This is a genomic window from Streptomyces sp. NBC_01116, from assembly GCF_041435495.1.
Lineage (GTDB): Bacteria > Actinomycetota > Actinomycetes > Streptomycetales > Streptomycetaceae > Streptomyces.
Genome location: NZ_CP108644.1, coordinates 8377092 through 8393181 on the forward strand (window position 1 = coordinate 8377092; position 16090 = coordinate 8393181).

The 16090-nt window shown below is 71.3% G+C and carries 20 protein-coding genes; 9 read left to right on the top strand and 11 right to left on the bottom strand.

The features are described 5' to 3' along the window. Window positions 1–11: 11 nt before the first annotated feature. Window positions 12–440, bottom strand: a complete 429-nt coding sequence (locus OG245_RS36290) for a PPOX class F420-dependent oxidoreductase (protein WP_371627583.1) — start codon at window positions 438–440, stop codon at window positions 12–14. A 140-nt stretch (window positions 441–580) separates the two neighbouring features. Between OG245_RS36290 and OG245_RS36295 the strand changes: the two genes are divergently transcribed. The 3 genes from OG245_RS36295 to OG245_RS36305 all read left to right on the top strand — a co-directional run bounded on the left by OG245_RS36295 (window position 581) and on the right by OG245_RS36305 (window position 2783). Beyond that, entirely contained in the window at window positions 581–994 is a 414-nt protein-coding gene (locus OG245_RS36295; RefSeq protein WP_371627584.1) for a roadblock/LC7 domain-containing protein, read from the top strand. Window positions 995–1103: 109 nt separating this feature from the next. Continuing rightward, window positions 1104–2255: a DUF6397 family protein gene (locus tag OG245_RS36300; RefSeq protein ID WP_371627585.1), complete on the top strand. Its 1152-nt coding sequence runs from the start codon at window positions 1104–1106 to the stop codon at window positions 2253–2255. A 39-nt stretch (window positions 2256–2294) separates the two neighbouring features. Beyond that, a complete protein-coding gene (locus OG245_RS36305) occupies window positions 2295–2783 on the top strand; it encodes an N-acetyltransferase family protein (RefSeq protein WP_371627586.1) in 489 nt (162 codons plus the stop codon). 54 nt (window positions 2784–2837) lie between these two features. On the opposite strand, the gene OG245_RS36310 is transcribed toward OG245_RS36305, so the two are convergent. Then, window positions 2838–3539 carry a histidine phosphatase family protein gene (locus OG245_RS36310; protein WP_371627587.1) on the bottom strand — a complete coding sequence of 234 codons (702 nt, stop codon included), beginning with the start codon at window positions 3537–3539 and terminating at the stop codon, window positions 2838–2840. 246 nt (window positions 3540–3785) lie between these two features. Here OG245_RS36310 and OG245_RS36315 point away from each other — a divergent pair, with 246 nt between their 5' ends. Continuing rightward, on the top strand, window positions 3786–4430 hold the full coding sequence (locus tag OG245_RS36315) for an LAETG motif-containing sortase-dependent surface protein (RefSeq protein ID WP_371627588.1): 645 nt from the start codon (window positions 3786–3788) through the stop codon (window positions 4428–4430). A 245-nt stretch (window positions 4431–4675) separates the two neighbouring features. Here OG245_RS36315 and OG245_RS36320 read toward each other — a convergent pair whose 3' ends face one another. Next, on the bottom strand, window positions 4676–6808 hold the full coding sequence (locus tag OG245_RS36320) for a SpoIIE family protein phosphatase (protein WP_371627589.1): 2133 nt from the start codon (window positions 6806–6808) through the stop codon (window positions 4676–4678). A gap of 214 nt (window positions 6809–7022) precedes the next feature. Between OG245_RS36320 and OG245_RS36325 the strand changes: the two genes are divergently transcribed. Continuing rightward, the gene (locus OG245_RS36325) at window positions 7023–8102 is read left to right on the top strand and encodes an enoyl-CoA hydratase/isomerase family protein (RefSeq protein ID WP_371627590.1); all 1080 of its coding nucleotides are present in this window, start codon (window positions 7023–7025) and stop codon (window positions 8100–8102) included. A 38-nt stretch (window positions 8103–8140) separates the two neighbouring features. On the opposite strand, the gene OG245_RS36330 is transcribed toward OG245_RS36325, so the two are convergent. Both OG245_RS36330 and OG245_RS36335 read right to left on the bottom strand, forming a co-directional pair. After that, window positions 8141–8368 (bottom strand): hypothetical protein, encoded by a 228-nt coding sequence (locus OG245_RS36330; RefSeq protein WP_371627591.1) that lies wholly within the window; start codon window positions 8366–8368, stop codon window positions 8141–8143. Window positions 8369–8433: 65 nt separating this feature from the next. Next, a complete protein-coding gene (locus tag OG245_RS36335) occupies window positions 8434–8928 on the bottom strand; it encodes a hypothetical protein (protein ID WP_371627592.1) in 495 nt (164 codons plus the stop codon). Window positions 8929–9116: 188 nt separating this feature from the next. Between OG245_RS36335 and OG245_RS36340 the strand changes: the two genes are divergently transcribed. Then, window positions 9117–9959, top strand: a complete 843-nt coding sequence (locus OG245_RS36340; RefSeq protein WP_371627593.1) for a pentapeptide repeat-containing protein — start codon at window positions 9117–9119, stop codon at window positions 9957–9959. Window positions 9960–10185: 226 nt separating this feature from the next. On the opposite strand, the gene OG245_RS36345 is transcribed toward OG245_RS36340, so the two are convergent. The 5 genes from OG245_RS36345 to OG245_RS36365 form a co-directional block, all read right to left on the bottom strand. Further along, on the bottom strand, window positions 10186–10707 hold the full coding sequence (locus tag OG245_RS36345) for an SRPBCC family protein (RefSeq protein ID WP_371627594.1): 522 nt from the start codon (window positions 10705–10707) through the stop codon (window positions 10186–10188). A 216-nt stretch (window positions 10708–10923) separates the two neighbouring features. Beyond that, entirely contained in the window at window positions 10924–11514 is a 591-nt protein-coding gene (locus OG245_RS36350) for a hypothetical protein (protein WP_371627595.1), read from the bottom strand. Between the two features lie 4 nt (window positions 11515–11518). Beyond that, entirely contained in the window at window positions 11519–12559 is a 1041-nt protein-coding gene (locus tag OG245_RS36355; RefSeq protein WP_371627596.1) for a DUF6286 domain-containing protein, read from the bottom strand. Further along, window positions 12556–12783, bottom strand: coding sequence for a hypothetical protein (locus tag OG245_RS36360; protein WP_371627597.1), 228 nt, complete (start codon window positions 12781–12783; stop codon window positions 12556–12558). The genes OG245_RS36355 and OG245_RS36360 overlap by 4 nt, the downstream gene beginning before the upstream one ends. A 4-nt stretch (window positions 12784–12787) precedes the next feature. Further along, the gene (locus OG245_RS36365; protein ID WP_371627598.1) at window positions 12788–13312 is read right to left on the bottom strand and encodes an Asp23/Gls24 family envelope stress response protein; all 525 of its coding nucleotides are present in this window, start codon (window positions 13310–13312) and stop codon (window positions 12788–12790) included. A gap of 310 nt (window positions 13313–13622) precedes the next feature. On the opposite strand from OG245_RS36365, the gene OG245_RS36370 reads away from it, so the two are divergent. From OG245_RS36370 to OG245_RS36380, 3 genes are read left to right on the top strand one after another with little or no spacing between them, the layout of a single operon-like run. Continuing rightward, the gene (locus tag OG245_RS36370; RefSeq protein WP_371627599.1) at window positions 13623–14210 is read left to right on the top strand and encodes an RNA polymerase sigma factor; all 588 of its coding nucleotides are present in this window, start codon (window positions 13623–13625) and stop codon (window positions 14208–14210) included. Continuing rightward, window positions 14201–14932, top strand: coding sequence for a hypothetical protein (locus tag OG245_RS36375; protein ID WP_371627600.1), 732 nt, complete (start codon window positions 14201–14203; stop codon window positions 14930–14932). The genes OG245_RS36370 and OG245_RS36375 overlap by 10 nt, the downstream gene beginning before the upstream one ends. Beyond that, complete coding sequence (locus OG245_RS36380) at window positions 14929–15267, top strand: Asp23/Gls24 family envelope stress response protein (RefSeq protein WP_371627601.1); 339 nt, start codon at window positions 14929–14931, stop codon at window positions 15265–15267. The genes OG245_RS36375 and OG245_RS36380 overlap by 4 nt, the downstream gene beginning before the upstream one ends. Window positions 15268–15357: 90 nt before the next feature. Here the strand turns inward: OG245_RS36380 and OG245_RS36385 are convergent, their stop codons facing one another. Beyond that, window positions 15358–16017, bottom strand: a complete 660-nt coding sequence (locus OG245_RS36385) for an NADPH-dependent F420 reductase (protein WP_371627602.1) — start codon at window positions 16015–16017, stop codon at window positions 15358–15360. Between the last annotated feature and the right edge of the window lie 73 nt (window positions 16018–16090).

A 16090-nucleotide genomic window follows, 5' to 3' on the forward strand; every position in this document is an offset into this window, starting at 1 on the left:
GGCCCCGTCCGTCAGCCGGCCATGTCAGCCATCGCGACCACCTGGTCGATCCTCACGCGAACGACCAGTTCACCGGGCACGCCGTTCCGCCGGCCGAACTCCTCGGCCGCGTCGGCCTCCACGTAACGGTGGGCGATCAACGTGGCCCACCGCAGGAGTTCCCCGGGGTCCTCGCTCAGTTCGGCATGCCCCCGCACCACCGCGAACGCGTACGGTGGCCGGTCGTCATCGACGCAGAGAGCGACCCGCCCGTCGCGTGCGAGGTTGCGCCCCTTGACGCTCTCCTTGCCGGTGTTGAAGACCACCGAGTCACCGTCGAGAAGGAACCAGACGGGTGCGACATGGGGACTGCCGTCGGCCCGCACCGTCGAGACCTTCGCCGTGCGCGTGCCCTGCGAGAGAAAGGCGCGCCATTCTTCTTCGGTCATGTGGTGTGCCATGGGCCCATCCTGAGCCCGATCGCCGCATGGCGCGAAGCGGCGCCCCGCGAGGGTGGGGGCGCTTGCCCCCACGGGGCCGTTGCGCAAGGCTTACGCGCGTAGCGGGGCACGGGGAACGAAGGTACGGGGAGGACGAGCATATGCCGCTTGACCGGGGACTTGACTGGCTCCTTGACGATCTCACCAGCAGGGTGCAATTCATACGGCACGCCTTGGTGCTGTCGAACGACGGACTGGTCACCGGGGCCAGCACCGGGCTTGCCCGCGAGGACGCGGAGCACCTGGCGGCGGTCTCCTCCGGTCTGCAGAGTCTGGCGCGCGGCTCGGGGCGCCACTTCAGGGCGGGGCGCGCCCGCCAGACCATGGTCGAGTTCGACGAGGCGTTGCTCTTCGTGACGGCCGCGGGCGACGGCAGTTGCCTGTGCGTCCTGACGGCCGCCGAAGCCGATGTCGGCCAGGTCGCCTACGAGATGACCCTGCTCGTCAACAGGGTCGGCGAACACCTCGGAGTCTCCGTCCGCCAAGGCGGGCCCGAAGACCTCGGACCCTTCTGAGCTGCACTTCTCGCCGCCGATGAAGAGTTATCCACAGGGGTGACGGGTGATGACTCCCTCGGGCTACCGTGATCACGGAGAGTATTCGAATCAACGGGGGAGGGCTGCCATGACGGTCAGGGAAGCGCTGCGGGCGCACACGAGGACCCGAGGCGCGGACGTCGGGTCCCGGCCCGGGCGGGCCAGGACCCGGGCCGCGCGGGCCGGGGGCGCGAGGGTACGGGCCGAGGTCCATGCCGCGGATGTCAGTACGGGGGTGGAGAACGAGGGCGGGGACACTCCGTCCGCCACCCCGGCGGCGGCGACGGTCGCGGCCGGGCGCGCGGCTCAGGAGCTGGGTATCCGGCGTGCGGAGTTCGAGCTCGCGGTGCACCTGGGGCTGATCGGCGTCGTCTGCGCACCGGGAGGCGGGCGGCCACGGGTGCACGAGGAGGAGATCGGGCGCCTGCGGGAGCGGCCGGGCTTTCCCGATGACCTGGCGGAGCGGGTCCGCACCGTCGGAACAGCGGAGGGAGCGGCACTGCTGGGCATCGCTCCGGCGCGCTTCACCCGGCTCGCCCGGGCAGGCTGTGTCTCACCGGTCACGTTCTATCTGAACCGGTATCGCGCGGTGGTCTGGCTCTACCTCGCGGACGAGCTCGCCGCCTTCGCGGCCCGGGAGCCGGAGCTGCTTGCGGGGCGGACACCCGTGAGGATGCGCACGATCCTTGAGTCGGGCGCCGACTGGCGGCCGCGGAACTGGCGCTCCCAGCGCATCGATCGGCTGCTGAACCGCACGCGGGACCCCTGGGTGCGCACGGCGATCCAGGCGTCGGCGCTGGACCCGGTGCAACTGGCGGAAGTGGTGGACGACCCCTATGAGCGCGCCTATCTCGCGCGGGTCCGGCCGGATCCGGTCTTCGGACGCCCGGGGTCCATGGCGGCGAGGGAAGCCATGGGGGAGCTGATGCTGGCCGACGATCCCGACGAGATTCTCTGGCGGAGGGTCAACCTGGTGCTGGAGCTGGATGAGGCGCGAGCGGAGCGGCCGGCCCCGCTCCCCGGGGACGACGGCGTAAGCCGACCGGCGCCTGCCGCCCTGACCGATACCGCAGCCCGGACCGATGCCGGGGCCAGTACCGGTGCCGCGACTCCGGAGTCCGCCGCCGAGCCCGCACCGTTGCTCGCCCGTGCCGGGGCGGCTCGCTCGGCCGTGACGGGAGCGCCGACCGGGAAGGGGCTGCTCGCCAGGCTGGGGTGGCGTGGGCGTGGCGCCGGATAAGTCTTCGCGCCGATCACTCGGATGAGCCATCCTGTCCGCATGCTGATCAGGGAAGCAACCTCCGAGGACTGGCCCGCCATCTGGCCGTTCTTCCATTCGATCGTCTCCGCGGGCGAGACGCTCACCTATCCGCTCGACCTCGGTGAGGAGGACGCCGAGGGATGGTGGTTCGTCGCGGCGCCGAGCCGGGTGGTCGTTGCCGTGGACGACGCCGGGACCGTGCTCGGCACGGCGAAGATGAATCGCAACCACATGGGCAACGGGTCGCACATCGCCAGCGCCACGTACATGGTCGACCCCGCACGCTCCGGCCAGGGGGTGGGGCGCGCGCTGTGTGTGTACTCGGTCGACTGGGCTCGCGCCGAAGGGTACCGGGCCATGCAGTTCAACGCGGTGGTCGAGACCAACACCCACGCGGTCAGGCTGTACCGGTCGATCGGGTTCGACGTGATCGGAACCCTTCCGGAGGGCTTCGACCACCCCACCGAGGGCTATGTGGGGCTTCACATCATGCACAAGGCCCTGTGACGACAGAGCACCCTCACATCGCCATGTCGGCCACGGCCGGAGCGGGCGCGGCGATCAGGCGAAGGGATGGTCCGCTGTCGGCCCCAGCTCCGGGCCCGGCAGCGTGCGGCCTGCCGGACCACCGTCCGCCGCGCCGCTCGCGGTGACCCCCGGGACGACCGTCCCGGCCCAGGAGAGCGCCGTCCATCCCGAGTCCGGCGAGCCCTCGACCACCACCACGCCCGTGTTGTCCAGGCGGTGTTCGGCGGCGAACTCCACCGTGACGTTCCGTGCGCGGGCGGCTGTCCACACACGGATGGCAGCACCATGACTGACGAGCGCCACGGTCCTCTGCTCCCCGAACCCCGCTGCCTCGGCCACCACGGCGTCGAAGCGGGCCAGCGCCTCGGTCCCGCTCTCGCCCCCGGGCATCCGGCGGGCGATGTCCCCCGCCGACCAGGCGAAGACGGTCGTCAGATACTGCCGCACGGCGTCCTCGTCGGCCCGCATCTCCAGGTCACCGGCCGACAGTTCGCGGATTCCCTCGCGGATCCGGACCTCGATGCCCCGTTCTGCGGCGAGGGGTGCGGCCGTGAGTTGCGTACGGGTCAGGGTGGAGGCGTACAACGCTGCGATGTCCTCCCCGGCGAGGGCTCCGGGCAGGGCAGCAGCCTGCCGAAGCCCCAGGTCGGTGAGGCCGGGGCCAGGCCGTGCGGTGTCCAGGAAGTGCCCGACGTTGGACACTGTCTGGCCGTGACGGATCAGCAGCATTCGCATAGAACGGGTCAGGCTCCAGGCTCGGGCGCGCAGGCGGCGGCAGACAGGTGCACAGTCCACCCTCTCACTCGGCCGGACCGGGGACAGCGCGATGTGAGGCCTGTTCGCCGCGCTGGAAGTGTCGGTTCCGTGGCCGGAGTTGGTACGACGGTCTACGGATGGGGCGGATGTGCCGTGCCCGCGCGATGGCAGTACTGTGCGCCACACCGCCATTCGGGCGATGAGACGTATCTGGAGGAATAATTCATGACCATACCCAGGAGATCGTGGCGTGGCGCGGGAGCACTCGTGGCCGCTGCGGTCGTCGGTCTGACCGGAGGAGTCGTCTCCGCCGGTCCGGCCGCGGCTCACACCCCCACCTGGGCCGTGACCTGCTCCGAGGTGACTGTCGCGCTCACCGACTACACGAGCAGCGTCCCCAACACGGTGACCGTCACGGTGGACGGCAACGACCTGCTGCCCACCGAGACGTTCGGTCGTGAGTTCCGCAAGAAGCTGACGCTTCCCGAGCACGACAAGCCGGTGACCGTCCGACTGGTCGTCAAGGACGCCGAGGGCGAGGGCAAGCACTCCATCGACGAGACGAAGACGGCGGAGGTGTGCGAAGAGGAGCCCAGCCCCACGCCTCCGACCCCGACCCCGACCAAGTCGGTTCCGGGCGAGGCGACCCCGTCCGAGACGCCGTCCACCGGGACGCCCGAGCCGAGTGCCACCCCCAGTGAGCAGCCCTCGGAGTCCGCGCCGGCCGTGCCCGCCACGAGCCCGAGCTCGCCGGACCTGGCCGAGACCGGTTCGTCGTCGTCGACTCCGGTCATCGGTGGCGCCGCGGTAGCTGTGCTGTTGGCCGGGGGCGGCATCCTGTGGGCCGTCCGCAAGCGGCGTACCGCCTAGGGCGTGTTTCGAAAGTAGCGCCGTCCGCCCGGAGGGCGGGCTCGGCGGCGTCTGGTGCGTGCGATCGCAAGGCGGAGGGTCGCCCCGATACTGGATGTATCGGGGTGATCCCGACAACGCGGCGAGCGTGCGTGCCAGGCGTCGCCGAGCAGGCGGGACTTTCGAAACACGCCCTAGGACTGACGCTCCCGCGGTCAAGGGGTGTGCCGCATCACCCCGGTGACTCGGCACACCCGTCTGGTCCGTCACCGCTCTGCGACCGTCTGCGGCGGTGTGGTGGCCGGCGAGGGAGCGGGGCCGATCTCGCACCAGACGGCCTTGCCCTCGCCTCTCGGCTCGATGCCCCAGCGCGTGGCGACCGCGTCGAGCAGGAGCAGCCCCCGGCCGGAGGTGGACGTCTCGCCCGGCGTGCGCCGGCGGGGCCAGGCGCTGGACCGGTCCTGGACCGACAGCCGGATCCGCCGCACCGGTTCGGGCAGCACTTCCAGCGTCAGGACGGCCCCGCCCTCGGTGTGCAGGAGCACGTTCACCAGCAACTCGCCCGTGACGAGCTCGGCATCGTCCGCGAACTCGGCCATGTCCCAGTCGGCGAGAGCCTGGCGCACGATCGCACGGGCGTCGGAGAGCCCTTCCGGGTCGGCCTGGTGGATGTACTGGTGCAGCCGCGGCGCATGCGACGACCCCACGTCGGGGCTTCGGCGCAGGACGAGCAGCGCCACATCATCCCCCGACCCCCACCGTTCCCACAGCCGTTCCGACAGGTGATCGGCCAACGCCTCGGCCCCCGCGGGCCCGGCGCTCACCTCGTTGCGCAGCGCTTCGATCCCGGTGTCGAGGTCGGCCCCCGGCTCCTCCACCAACCCGTCCGTGTACAGGACGAACGTCTCACCGGGCACCAGGTCCAGCCGGGTCTCCGGGTACTCCTCGTCCTGGAGGTCCGTGGAGGTGCCCAGCGGCAGCCCGCCGCGCACCTGCGGGCTGCCCACCCGCCCGTCGAGGTGGCGGATCAACGGACCGAGATGTCCGGCCCGGACCACCTGCACCGTTCCGGACGCCAGGTCGACCTGGGCGTAGGTGCAGGTGGCGAAACGGTCGGTGTCCAGTTCGGCGAGGAAGCGGGAGGCCCGTGCCAGGACGGTGGCCGGCGGATGCCCTTCGGCGGCGTACGCGCGCAGGGCGATACGCAACTGGCCCATGATCGCGGCGGCGTGGGTGTCGTGCCCCTGCACGTCCCCCACGACCAGCCCGTAACGGTGCTTGGGCAGGGTGATCACGTCGTACCAGTCGCCACCGACCTGTCGGCCGCTCCACGCCGCGTGGTAGCGGACCGCGATCTCGCCGCCCTCGACATCCTGTATCCGGGGCGGGAGCATCGCGGACTGGAGCTGGGTGGCGAACTCCCGCTCCTCGTCGAAGAGCATCGCCCGTTGGAGGGACTGGGCCACGATGGCGGCGAGGCCCAGGCACAGAATGCGCTCGTCCGCGTTGAAGACCGTGCGCTCGCGGTAGAAGAGGGCCAGACCACCGAGCGACCGGGCCTGGGCCACCAGCGGCAGATACGCCGCCGCCCTGAACCTCAGCCTCCCGAGATGCGACTCCAGCTCCGGGTATCGACGGGCGAGCGCGGCGAGGGAGGTGATGAACCGGGGGCGTCCGCTGCGGATGGTGTCCGCGAGGGGGAGGTTGCGGTCGAGGTCACCGGAGCCGAGCCCGTCGAGCACCTCGAGCGACTCGCCGCTCAGCGCGACGATGTTCAGCGCGGAGCTCTCCACGAGCCCCAGGGCGAGACCGTCGGCGCCCAGCCGGGCCAGCCCGCCGGGGCCGGTGAGGGCGGCCGTCACGTCGTCCACGGTCACGGCACGGGACATGGCGCTCGTTGTTCGTTCAACGATATTGGTCTGACGTTGCCGCCGCTTCTCCAGATCGAGAACGAAGGCCGAATGGGTGACCTCCGCCGTCGCGTCCCGGACGACCCCCACGATCCGGTGAGCCCTTCCGTCCTTCGATCGCAGAATGCGGGCCTGGACATGGGTCCACTGTGTGGTCCCGTCGTCCAGCGGCACGCGGAGGTGGACGCTGAAGGAACTGCTGCCGCCGGTGACGGCCTCGTCGATCGTGACGTCGAGCCGGGCCCGTTCCGCCGGTTCCAGGTGCTCCAGCAGTGCGCCCGGGCGTGCGTCGAAGGTCGCCGGATCCACGCCGAACACCATGAGCCCGGCCTCGTCGATGTCCAGGGTCCGGGTGTCCAGGTCCCAGTCGAAGCTTCCGGTCCGGTTCATGGCGAGGCGTTCCGTCGGCCGGATCTCACCGTTGGTCTTCCGGTCGATCCGGCGGAGCGAAGAGGCTTCGGCGTCCTGCCGCCGTTCGTCGTCGGTCATGCCAGCTCCGGAGGTCGTCCGGCGGAGGTCGCACGTCGGCGGACTCCGTAGGCCTCAATTGTCGAGCCGCAGCCATCGGAGTGCCACAGCGGAGTGCCCGCTACTCCTTTCGGCCCGATCCGGGAGGCGGGGGGCACGGAGCGGCCGCCGAGGGCCGTCCGCGACCATGGAGGGCGTACCACGTGTCCACGAGCCCAGCGAGCGGAGCGCACACATGAACGACGACCAGCCCGTCCTCCTGGAGAAGAGGGGCACCTGCCTGCACCTCACGCTGAACCGCCCGCGCGCGCTCAACGCACTCAGCCACACCATGGTGCGGCTTCTCGACGAGGCCCTGTCCCGCGCCGAGCAGGACGAATCAATCGCATCGGTACTGCTGTCCGGGGCCGGCGACCGGGGCCTGTGCGCCGGCGGCGACATTCGCGCCCTGCACGACGACGCACGGGCCTCGGGACGCGAGTCCCTGGAGTTCTGGCGTGACGAGTACCGCTTGAACGCCCGCATCGCCCGATTCCCCAAGCCGTACGTCGCACTGATGGACGGCATCGTGATGGGCGGGGGAGTCGGGGTTTCGGCACACTCCGGGATCCGCGTCGTCACCGAACGCTCACGCGTCGCCATGCCCGAGACCGCGATCGGCTTCGTGCCCGATGTCGGGGGCACCCGCCTCCTGTCCACCGCCCCCGGTGAACTGGGCACTCACCTGGCGCTCACGGGCCGTTCCGTCGGGTCGGCCGACGCCGTTCTCTGCGGCCTGGCCGATCACCACGTCCCGGCCCGCCTTCTGCCTGCCCTGACCGAAGCGCTGGACGAGGCGACCGGCCAGGACACGTCGGTGGCGGGCATCGTCCAGCGCTTCGCCACGGAGCCGCCTGCCGGTGAGCTCGCGGCCCAGCGCGACTGGATCGACGGTTGCTACGCGGCGGACAGCGTGGAGGAGATCCTCCGGCGGCTGCGCGAGAGCGGCATTCCAGCAGCCGGGGCGGCGGCGGACGAACTCCTGACCAAGTCGCCGCTCGCGCTCAAGGTCACGCTTTCCGCACTCCGCAGGGCAGCCCGGCTCGACAGCCTGGAGGCCGTTCTCGACCAGGAGTTCCGTGTCTCCAGCCGGGCTTTCGAACACCCGGACTTCGTCGAAGGTGTGCGAGCCCGGATCATCGACAAGGACAACGAACCGCAGTGGAAGCCGGGCTCCCTCAACGAGATCGCCGACCAGGAGGTCGCCCGGTTCTTCGCACCGCTCGGCCCCGGCGAACAGGAACTCGGACTCGCTCCGGGCCCCACCCACGCCTAGGCCGGCGCGTGTCGGTCCGACGCGTGCCCCCGGCGCGCCTATCTGTCGCTGCCGGAAAGGCTCGGCTGCAATGCCCGTACGAGAGCGAACAGCCGGTCCTCATTGCCTGTCAGCCCCGCCCTGCGCAGCGCATGGTCGGCCTCCCGCATCGGAGAGGTGAGCAGCGGCAGGTAGACCGGTGCGTCGTCGGGGTCCGCGAGGGCCGCCCGGGTGGCTTCCAGCAAGCGGACGTACGCCTGCGCTGCGGCGAGCTCGTCGTTGTCCATCTCTGCGTCTCCTCCTCAGAGCTGTCGGACCGTCAAGCATTCCTCATGGGTCTGACAACGCCGACTCAGTCCCGGCCGTGCCCGCCGGACAACCCGCTCGGCGGCTCCACCTCCAGGTAGCGCCGTCTGCGGGGCCCCCGGTAGAGCAGCACCGTCCATCCCAGTTCCCGCAAGGCCGATGCGCAGCCGGCCAGCGCCTCCTCCTCGTGGTGAGCGGCACCGCTGCCGGGCGGTCCGGTCCATTCGACCCGCACCGAACCTGCCGACTCCCCTTCGCTCACCCGGTATCCGGCGGAGACACGGCGTCCCGACGGGTCCACGGCCGAAGGTGAGGCCCCTGACCTCTCCAGCGCCAACGCGACCGCCCTGATGGGCCGGTTCAGTTCCCACGGAGCCGGCGCGGCCACGGGGTCGGGCCGCCCGGCACCGGTGAGCCGACGGATCTGCAGCAGCCCCTCGAACGCGGTCCGCACCGAGGCAGCCCGTGCCGCAGCGGGCTCGGCGGCCGGTGGGCCGTCGCCGGTCGCGGGCTCGAATCCGTTGCTCTCCTCGGTTTCCATACCTCCCCCTCACGATCCATACCGTGCCCAGTGTGCACCTGCACCGGCCAGCGGCATCGGTTGGGAGTCCCGGAGTCGACAGGGTGCAGACGGAGCCTCCGGGAGCATCGCCACCCCGGCTTCTCGGTAGACTCGTGTGCTCTGCACCCGTAACTTGCGCAGCACCAGTCAGCGAGGATTCCACCCCCGTGTCCGACAACGAACCGACCGCCGTGCCCGGCAACGGACGCGAGGCCCTGCGAGCGGACTGCGCGAACTGTTTCGCTCTCTGCTGCGTCGCCCTCACGCTCACGGCCTCGTCGGACTTCGCCATCGACAAGGACGCCGGGCGGCCCTGTCCCAACCTGCAGGACGACAACCGCTGCGGCATCCACACCCGGCTACGTCCGAAGGGCTTCTCCGGCTGCACCGTGTACGACTGCTTCGGCGCCGGCCAGAAGGTCTCCCAGGTGACCTACGACGGCCGCGACTGGCGTTCGTCCCCCGACCTCGCCGCGCAGATGTTCCAGGTTTTCCCTGTCATGCGCCAGCTCCATGAGCTGCTGTGGTATCTCACCGAGGCACTCACCCTGCCGGACGCGCGCCCCCTGTACACCGAGATCCGCCGGGCCCTGGAAGCAACGGAACGACACACCTCGCGCCCGGCCGTCGACTTCGCGGAACTGGACGTCGCCGGTCATCGGGACAGGGTCGCCGGGCTGCTTCTGCGTACCAGCGAACTCGTCCGGGCCGCCGCGCCCCGCCGCAAGAAGCGCAACCACCGCGGTGCCGATCTCATCGGGGCCCGGCTGCGCGGCGCCGACCTGCGCGCAGCGGACCTCCGCGGGGCCTACCTGATCGCCGCAGACCTCACCGGCGCCGACCTCCGCCTGGCCGACCTCATCGGCGCGGACTTCCGCGACGCCGATCTCTCGGGCGCCGACCTCACGGGAAGCCTGTTCCTCACCCAGGCCCAGCTCAACGCAGCGAGGGGCAACGCGAAGACAGCTCTTCCCTCATCTCTGAGCCGCCCTCCGCATTGGGCCGCCTAAGGGCTGTCCCGTGCCCCCTGGTGGATCTGCGTGCGGCGTCGGATGCGGTGCGTCGCCAGGCGGAGGGACGTCCGCATACTGGATGTATGGGGACGTTCCGACAACGCGGCGAGGTGCCGTAGCTGTCGTCGCGCGCCCGCCAGGGATTACGGGACAGCCCTTAGGCACTTCGCCGACGCCGCGGCGACGAAGGCCAAGCCTGAGCCTCAAGATTGCGGGAGATGCGCTAACTTCCGGTTCCTCCCCGGACGTCCTCCTCCAGGGCCGCCTTGAGGCGCGTCAGCGTCGTCCGGATGTTGCCGCCTTGGAACTGCGCGAAGGTCTTCCCGCCCGTGGCGACCCGGTCGAAGGCATGGGCGAGGAAGTCAGGCCAGCGACGCCGGTCGTCTGTCCAGGTCTCGGTGACCAGGGTCGCGCCGTCCACCGCCTCGAAGCGGTAGTCCCACGTGGCGATCGGCCCCGGGAGCAGAGGGCGTCGCAGACCGATCGCGTGCACCCGGAAGGCGAAGCGCTCGCCGGGATCGGCCGCCGTCACCGTGCACCGTGTCGTCCAGCGCGCCGCCCCGCGCTTGTTCCGCCCCTCGAAGACCATGCCGACGTACGTACCACGCCGATCGCCCTTCACGGTCGCACCACGGTTCTCGGGGCTCCAACGCCCCATCGCCGTGGGATCACTGAGCTGCTCGTAGACCTGCGCTGGGGTGGCGTCGATGACGATGCTGTCCGCTACGGACATGGTGCGGGGCATGGCGCGACTCCCTTGTCCACGGCCGTCGATGGACACGCCCGGGTGTCGTACGGGCCGTGGGCCGACATCCCGGAACTCACACCTTACTCGTGAGTAGATTCTGTGGGGGGGGGGGCGGGTGGGAGCAACTCCTGAGCGCAGACCACACACATCTGTGAGCGCTGCGGCCGGCCCACCGTGACACGATCCGGCTCCTGGCCCCCGGGTCCCGGCGGCTCAGCGCGTGCGCCGCTCCCGGCGGTTCGCAACCCGGACCTGTACATCGGCCGACAGGCTTCGTATGCCGCCGCTGTCACGGGCTTCCGTGACGACCCCGGCCACCGACCGCACGACCTGCGCGGGCCGGGCTCCGGGCTCCACGACCACCGTCACCACCGCCCGCAGCGGCCGGCCCACCAGACGCACGCGGGCACGCACCACATTGTCGAACGCCGCCACCCGCGTCGTCATCGCCCGTTCCCACGCACGCCTGCGCAACACCGGCCCGGCCTGCGGGAGCACCGCCCACCGGGGTCTGCCCGACAGCGCCTGACAGGCCAACCACCACACCAGCAGCGCCAGAACGAGGGTGAGCCCGGCGATCGATGCAGGGCCCCACCAGCCGCTCTCCCGGAGCTGTGCGAACAGTCCGCGGTCCAGCATCACCCCGTCCGCCGCGGGCACCGGCCACCAGTGCGGGACGCGGTCCACCATCGGCATCCACGCCGATCCGTCGCCCACGGCCAGCCAGCCTCCGCAGGCCACCAGCAACAGCCCGGAGGCGCCGAGCAGCGACCGATTGACCACGCCACGTCTGTTCACCGACATCCCCTCACTCCCTCATCAGCTCAGCCGGAGCCGGAGCCGGAGCCGGTGCCGGTGCCGGTGTCGCTGTCGTCGAACCAGCCATGCATTCCGCCGGCTCCTCGATGGACGGCGGCTGCCCGGGCGGCTCCCGCCGGACTCGCATGCTGACCCGCAGCGCCGGAGCCCGCACCAGACCCAGCTCCGGCAAGGTCGCTTCAAGGACTTGGAGCACCTCGGCCCGCACCTGCTCCGGGTCGCCGTAGCCCACTTCTGCCAGCACTCTTACGCGCCTCCGCCGGACACTCACCCGGGCCCGAACCACTCCGGCCACGGTGGCGGCCCGATCCTGGACGACCCGGGCGGCGGCCGAACGGTCGAGCACGGCCCGCAGTCGCGGCGCGGGCGCGGCCATCGTCAGTCTTCGCCCGTGACCCGGCAGCAGGGCGTACCCCAGCAGCCAGACGCCGGTCAGCGCGGCCAGCGCCCCGCCGGCGCGGACCGCCGTGTCCGTCGGGCCGTGCGTCGACGCCCAGTCGACCAGCCACATCCGCCAGGCGGCGGGTGTGCCGCCGAGCCGGACTGCGACGACGTCCACCAGGAGCAGCGCACAGCCGGTCGCAGCAACGGCCGCCGTCAGCACCGCAGGAATCCGGCGCTGCGCCCGGATCCGGCTGCCCCGGCCACCGCTCCGTACGGTGTGCTCCGCCGTGCGCGCCGCATCATCTGGCCCAGGTGGCTCACCGTCCGAAGGTTTCCGGCCGGGTGGCAGAGGAAGCACCGAGAGCGCGTCGATCCGGATGTCGGCGTGCGGAACGGACAGGCCCGTCAGGGCCGCGGTCCGGGTCTGTGCCCGTTCCCGGATTCGACCGGCCGCTTCATCTGCCTGTATCGGATACGGCAGCCGGACGCCGACCGTGACCCGCGCGGTCGCTCCGCGCACCGAAGCCGAGGCGCGAGTCACCGCGCCGCCTTCGGTCAGCGCCTCGGTCGCCGCCCGCTCGGCGATCCGCCGTACTGCTCGGGGCGCCACCGTCGTGGTGCCACGCCCGGCGGCGGGGACCGTCATGGCCGCCGCCCCGCCATTGTGTCCAGGAACTCGCGCAGGCCGGTGCCCCGGTCCACGAGGTGCCCGGCCAACCAGCCCACCGCGCCGAGCGACGCGACCACGAGGAAGGCTCCGAACCCGCCGAACCAACCGGCGAACCCCAGCGCCATGCCCGCCGCCGCGCCGTACACACCCCGGCCCGGCGCACCGCTCTCCGGGCCGGACGCATCCGTCTGCCGCGTCACGCCGTCACGCCACGCGGGTCTCGGAAGGGGCGGCCTCGTCGTCGTCCTCGGGCAGATGCACGTCGTTGACCGTCACATTGACCTCGACGACCTCAAGGCCCGTGGTGCGTTCCACCGCCGCGATGACGTTCTCGCGGACATCGTGCGCCACATCGGTGATCGCGACGCCGTACTCGACGACAAGGTCGAGGTCGATGGCGGTCTGGCGCTCGCCCACCTCGACCTTGACACCTCGCCCGACGTTCGGCCGGCCGCCAGGCACCCGGTCGCGCACCGCGCCTAGGGTGCGGGAGAGGCCGCCGCCCATGTCGTGGACGCCGGGAATCTCCCGGGCCGCCATCCCCGCGATCTTCACGACGACGGTGTCCGCGATGGAGGTACGGCCCCGGGTCGCCGCCGGCTCGGCCGCCCCGGTGGCCCCGCTGCCGAGTGTGGTGGTCCCGCCCGCGGAGCCGCTCTGCTTCGTCGAACCCGTCCGTGAAGCGGCTCCCGCGGAGGGAACGGTCGCTGCTGGCTGGATGGTGGTCATGGAAACTCCTCGCGTCTCGCTCGGCTCGTTCTGCCTGACATCTCGTTGGACACGCTGTCCGCCGATTCGTTACGCGGGTTCGCGGAAGAATTTTCCGGGCGCAGCCGGGCGCAGCCGGGCGACGTGGGCGGTGGTCCGCCGTGCCGTGCAGACGAGGGAATGTGAGTGCGTGACGTTCGGTCCCGCGGTGTGTCCAACGAACGAGAAGCGGTCACGAGGGCACGTGGAGAGATATGTGCGGGGCCGTGCGCCGGACGCGTGCAGAACCAGGAGCGAGCGTCGTGGAAATGAGTGGGGAAGGAGTTGGTCCGTGCCCGGTGACGGGAATCAGCTGACGGAGCGCGTGCCGGACGCCGTGGCGGCCGACGAGGCGCTGCTGGCCGTGAGGGCCGGGGAGGGGGACGAGGTGGCCTTCGAGGTGCTCGTGCGCAGACATGGCCCGGTCATGCTGCAATTGGCGACGCGGCTTCTCGGCGACCGGGCGGACGCCGAGGACGCCGTACAGGACGCCTTCGTGAGCGCCTGGCGTAAACTCCCCGAATTCCGCCGGGATGCCTCGTTCCACACATGGCTCTACCGCATCGTCACCAATCGCTGCCTCAACCGACTCAGAGCCCGCAGACCGGCGGCGGACCTTGACTCGGTCCCGGAACAGGCCGCCCCCGAGCATCAGGCGTCCCCCGCCCGTGCGGTGGAGTCCCGGGCGGCCGTCGACGCGCTGGCCGAGGCGATGGCGAGTCTCTCGCCCGAACAACGCGTGTGCTGGGTGCTGCGTGAGATGCAGGGACTGTCGTACGAGAGCATCGCGGGAACGGTCGGAATCAGTCTGCAGGCGGTCCGCGGCCGGGTCTTCCGGGCGCGCCGCTCCTTGACGGAGGCGATGAGCGCATGGCGATGAGCGCCAATCCGGACCGGCCGGAGGAGAGCCGGTACGAGGAGGAGGACGAGCGGCTCGGTTGCGGGCGGCTGCTCACCGACGTCTGGGAGGCCTGGGACACCGGCCGCTCGGCGAGCGACCCCCACTTCGCCGCCTGCCCCTTCTGCTCGGCCGCCCTGGCCGATCTCACGAGCCTCGGCGACGCGGTACGTCACACCTGTGATCAGGAGCCGGGCCCCCCGGACACCACGGCCATAACGGCTAGGGTCATGGACCTCGTACGGCTCGAAATGCGCCCGGGACGCCCACTGCCGCTGGGAGAACCGGGGGAGGACCACTGGATGGTCGAGGCCGCGGTCGCACGGATACTGCGGGAGGCGGTCGACAGACTGCCCGGGGTGCGCGCCGGGAGCTGCCGCATCGCCCCCCTCGACCCCGCGGATCCCACCGGGGAACTGCACATCCGGGTCGAGGTCGCGGCGAGCCTCGGCCTGCCCCTGCGGGACCTGGCCGACGCCGTGCGCGCGCGGGTCGCCGAGGTTGCCGACCGGGACATCGGCATCCGCCTCGCCACCACCGACGTCCTGGTCGTCGACATCCTCGACAGCGCCGACACCCTCGACATCCTCTATGAAGATGTCGGTCACCATGTGCACGGCGAAGGGGACGACGGCACGGAAGCGGCCACCAGCGGTCACGCTGACGGACTGGCCGACGGACACGGGACGGGAGCAGCGCGATGACCGCGGTCACACGCAGGGACCGGGTGGCGGTCGCTGCCGCCGAGGCCGCTCGCGGCGTGCCGGGCGTCGCCTTCCTGCGCCCCGGTGTGGCGGACCTGCTGCGCGCTCGGATCGCCGAGCGCACTCCGTTCCGCGCCCCACAGAGCGGGAACAGGGCGCCGGGAGTGCGGGTCGGCCGGGACGAGGACGACGGCTGGCACATCGACATCCGGTTCGTCCTGTGCCGCGGCCACCGGGCGCTCGACATCACCCGGGCGGTGCGGGCCGCGGTCGTCGCCGCGCTGCCCGGGGAGCCCGTGGTCTCGGTGCGGATCACCGTGACGGGCGTGGTCTGAGGGCGGCGGACGCTCCGGCCGGGCGGGTACCCCCGTTTCCCACTCGGCCGGAGCGTTGGCCCGGTCGTCTCTCCCGCGCGACGACCGGCGTCAGGCGCGCCACTCCGCAGTGCGTTCCTGCGACGCTTCCGAGAGAGCCTTCACGATGGCGTCGATGTCGCCCTGGCTGCCGTACACCGGCGTGCCCGGCTGCTGGCGCCACGATTCGTCCAGGCCGCCGCTGTCGACCGTGTCGAAGCCCAACTCGTCGATGAGGTCGCGCACCGCCTGCTTGGCCGCCGAGTCGTCGCCGGCCACCGGGAGCGCCTGCCTGCCCGGAGTGCCCTGCGGACGGCCCCGGTCCAGGATGTCCTGGGCGTACGTGCCGTTGAACGCCTTGATCACGGGGTGACCGATCTGCTGTTCCGTCCACCGGCTCTCGGGCAGCCCGTCCTCGATGGCGTTGATGCGACCGTCACGCTGCTGCGGGTAGTAGTTGCCCGTGTCGATGACCGCGGCGCCCTCCGCGGCACCGTCGAGAAATCCCGCGGGCAGATCCGGCACGGCCTTCAGCGGCACGGTGACGACGACCACCTGGGCGCCGAGCGCGGCCTCAGACGCTGTCACCGGCCTCGCCCCGGTCTCTTCGGCGAGGGCGGTGAGCGTGTGAGGACCGCGGGAGTTGGCAACCGCGACCTCGTGCCCGAGGGCGGTCAGACGACGCGTGAGGTTGCCGCCGATGTTGCCTGCGCCGATGATGCCGATCTTCATGAATCCGACCTTTCGAAGCTTGCCGCGTGGACAGGATGGGAGAGGAGTGGGAGCAGTGGGGACGAGCAGCGAA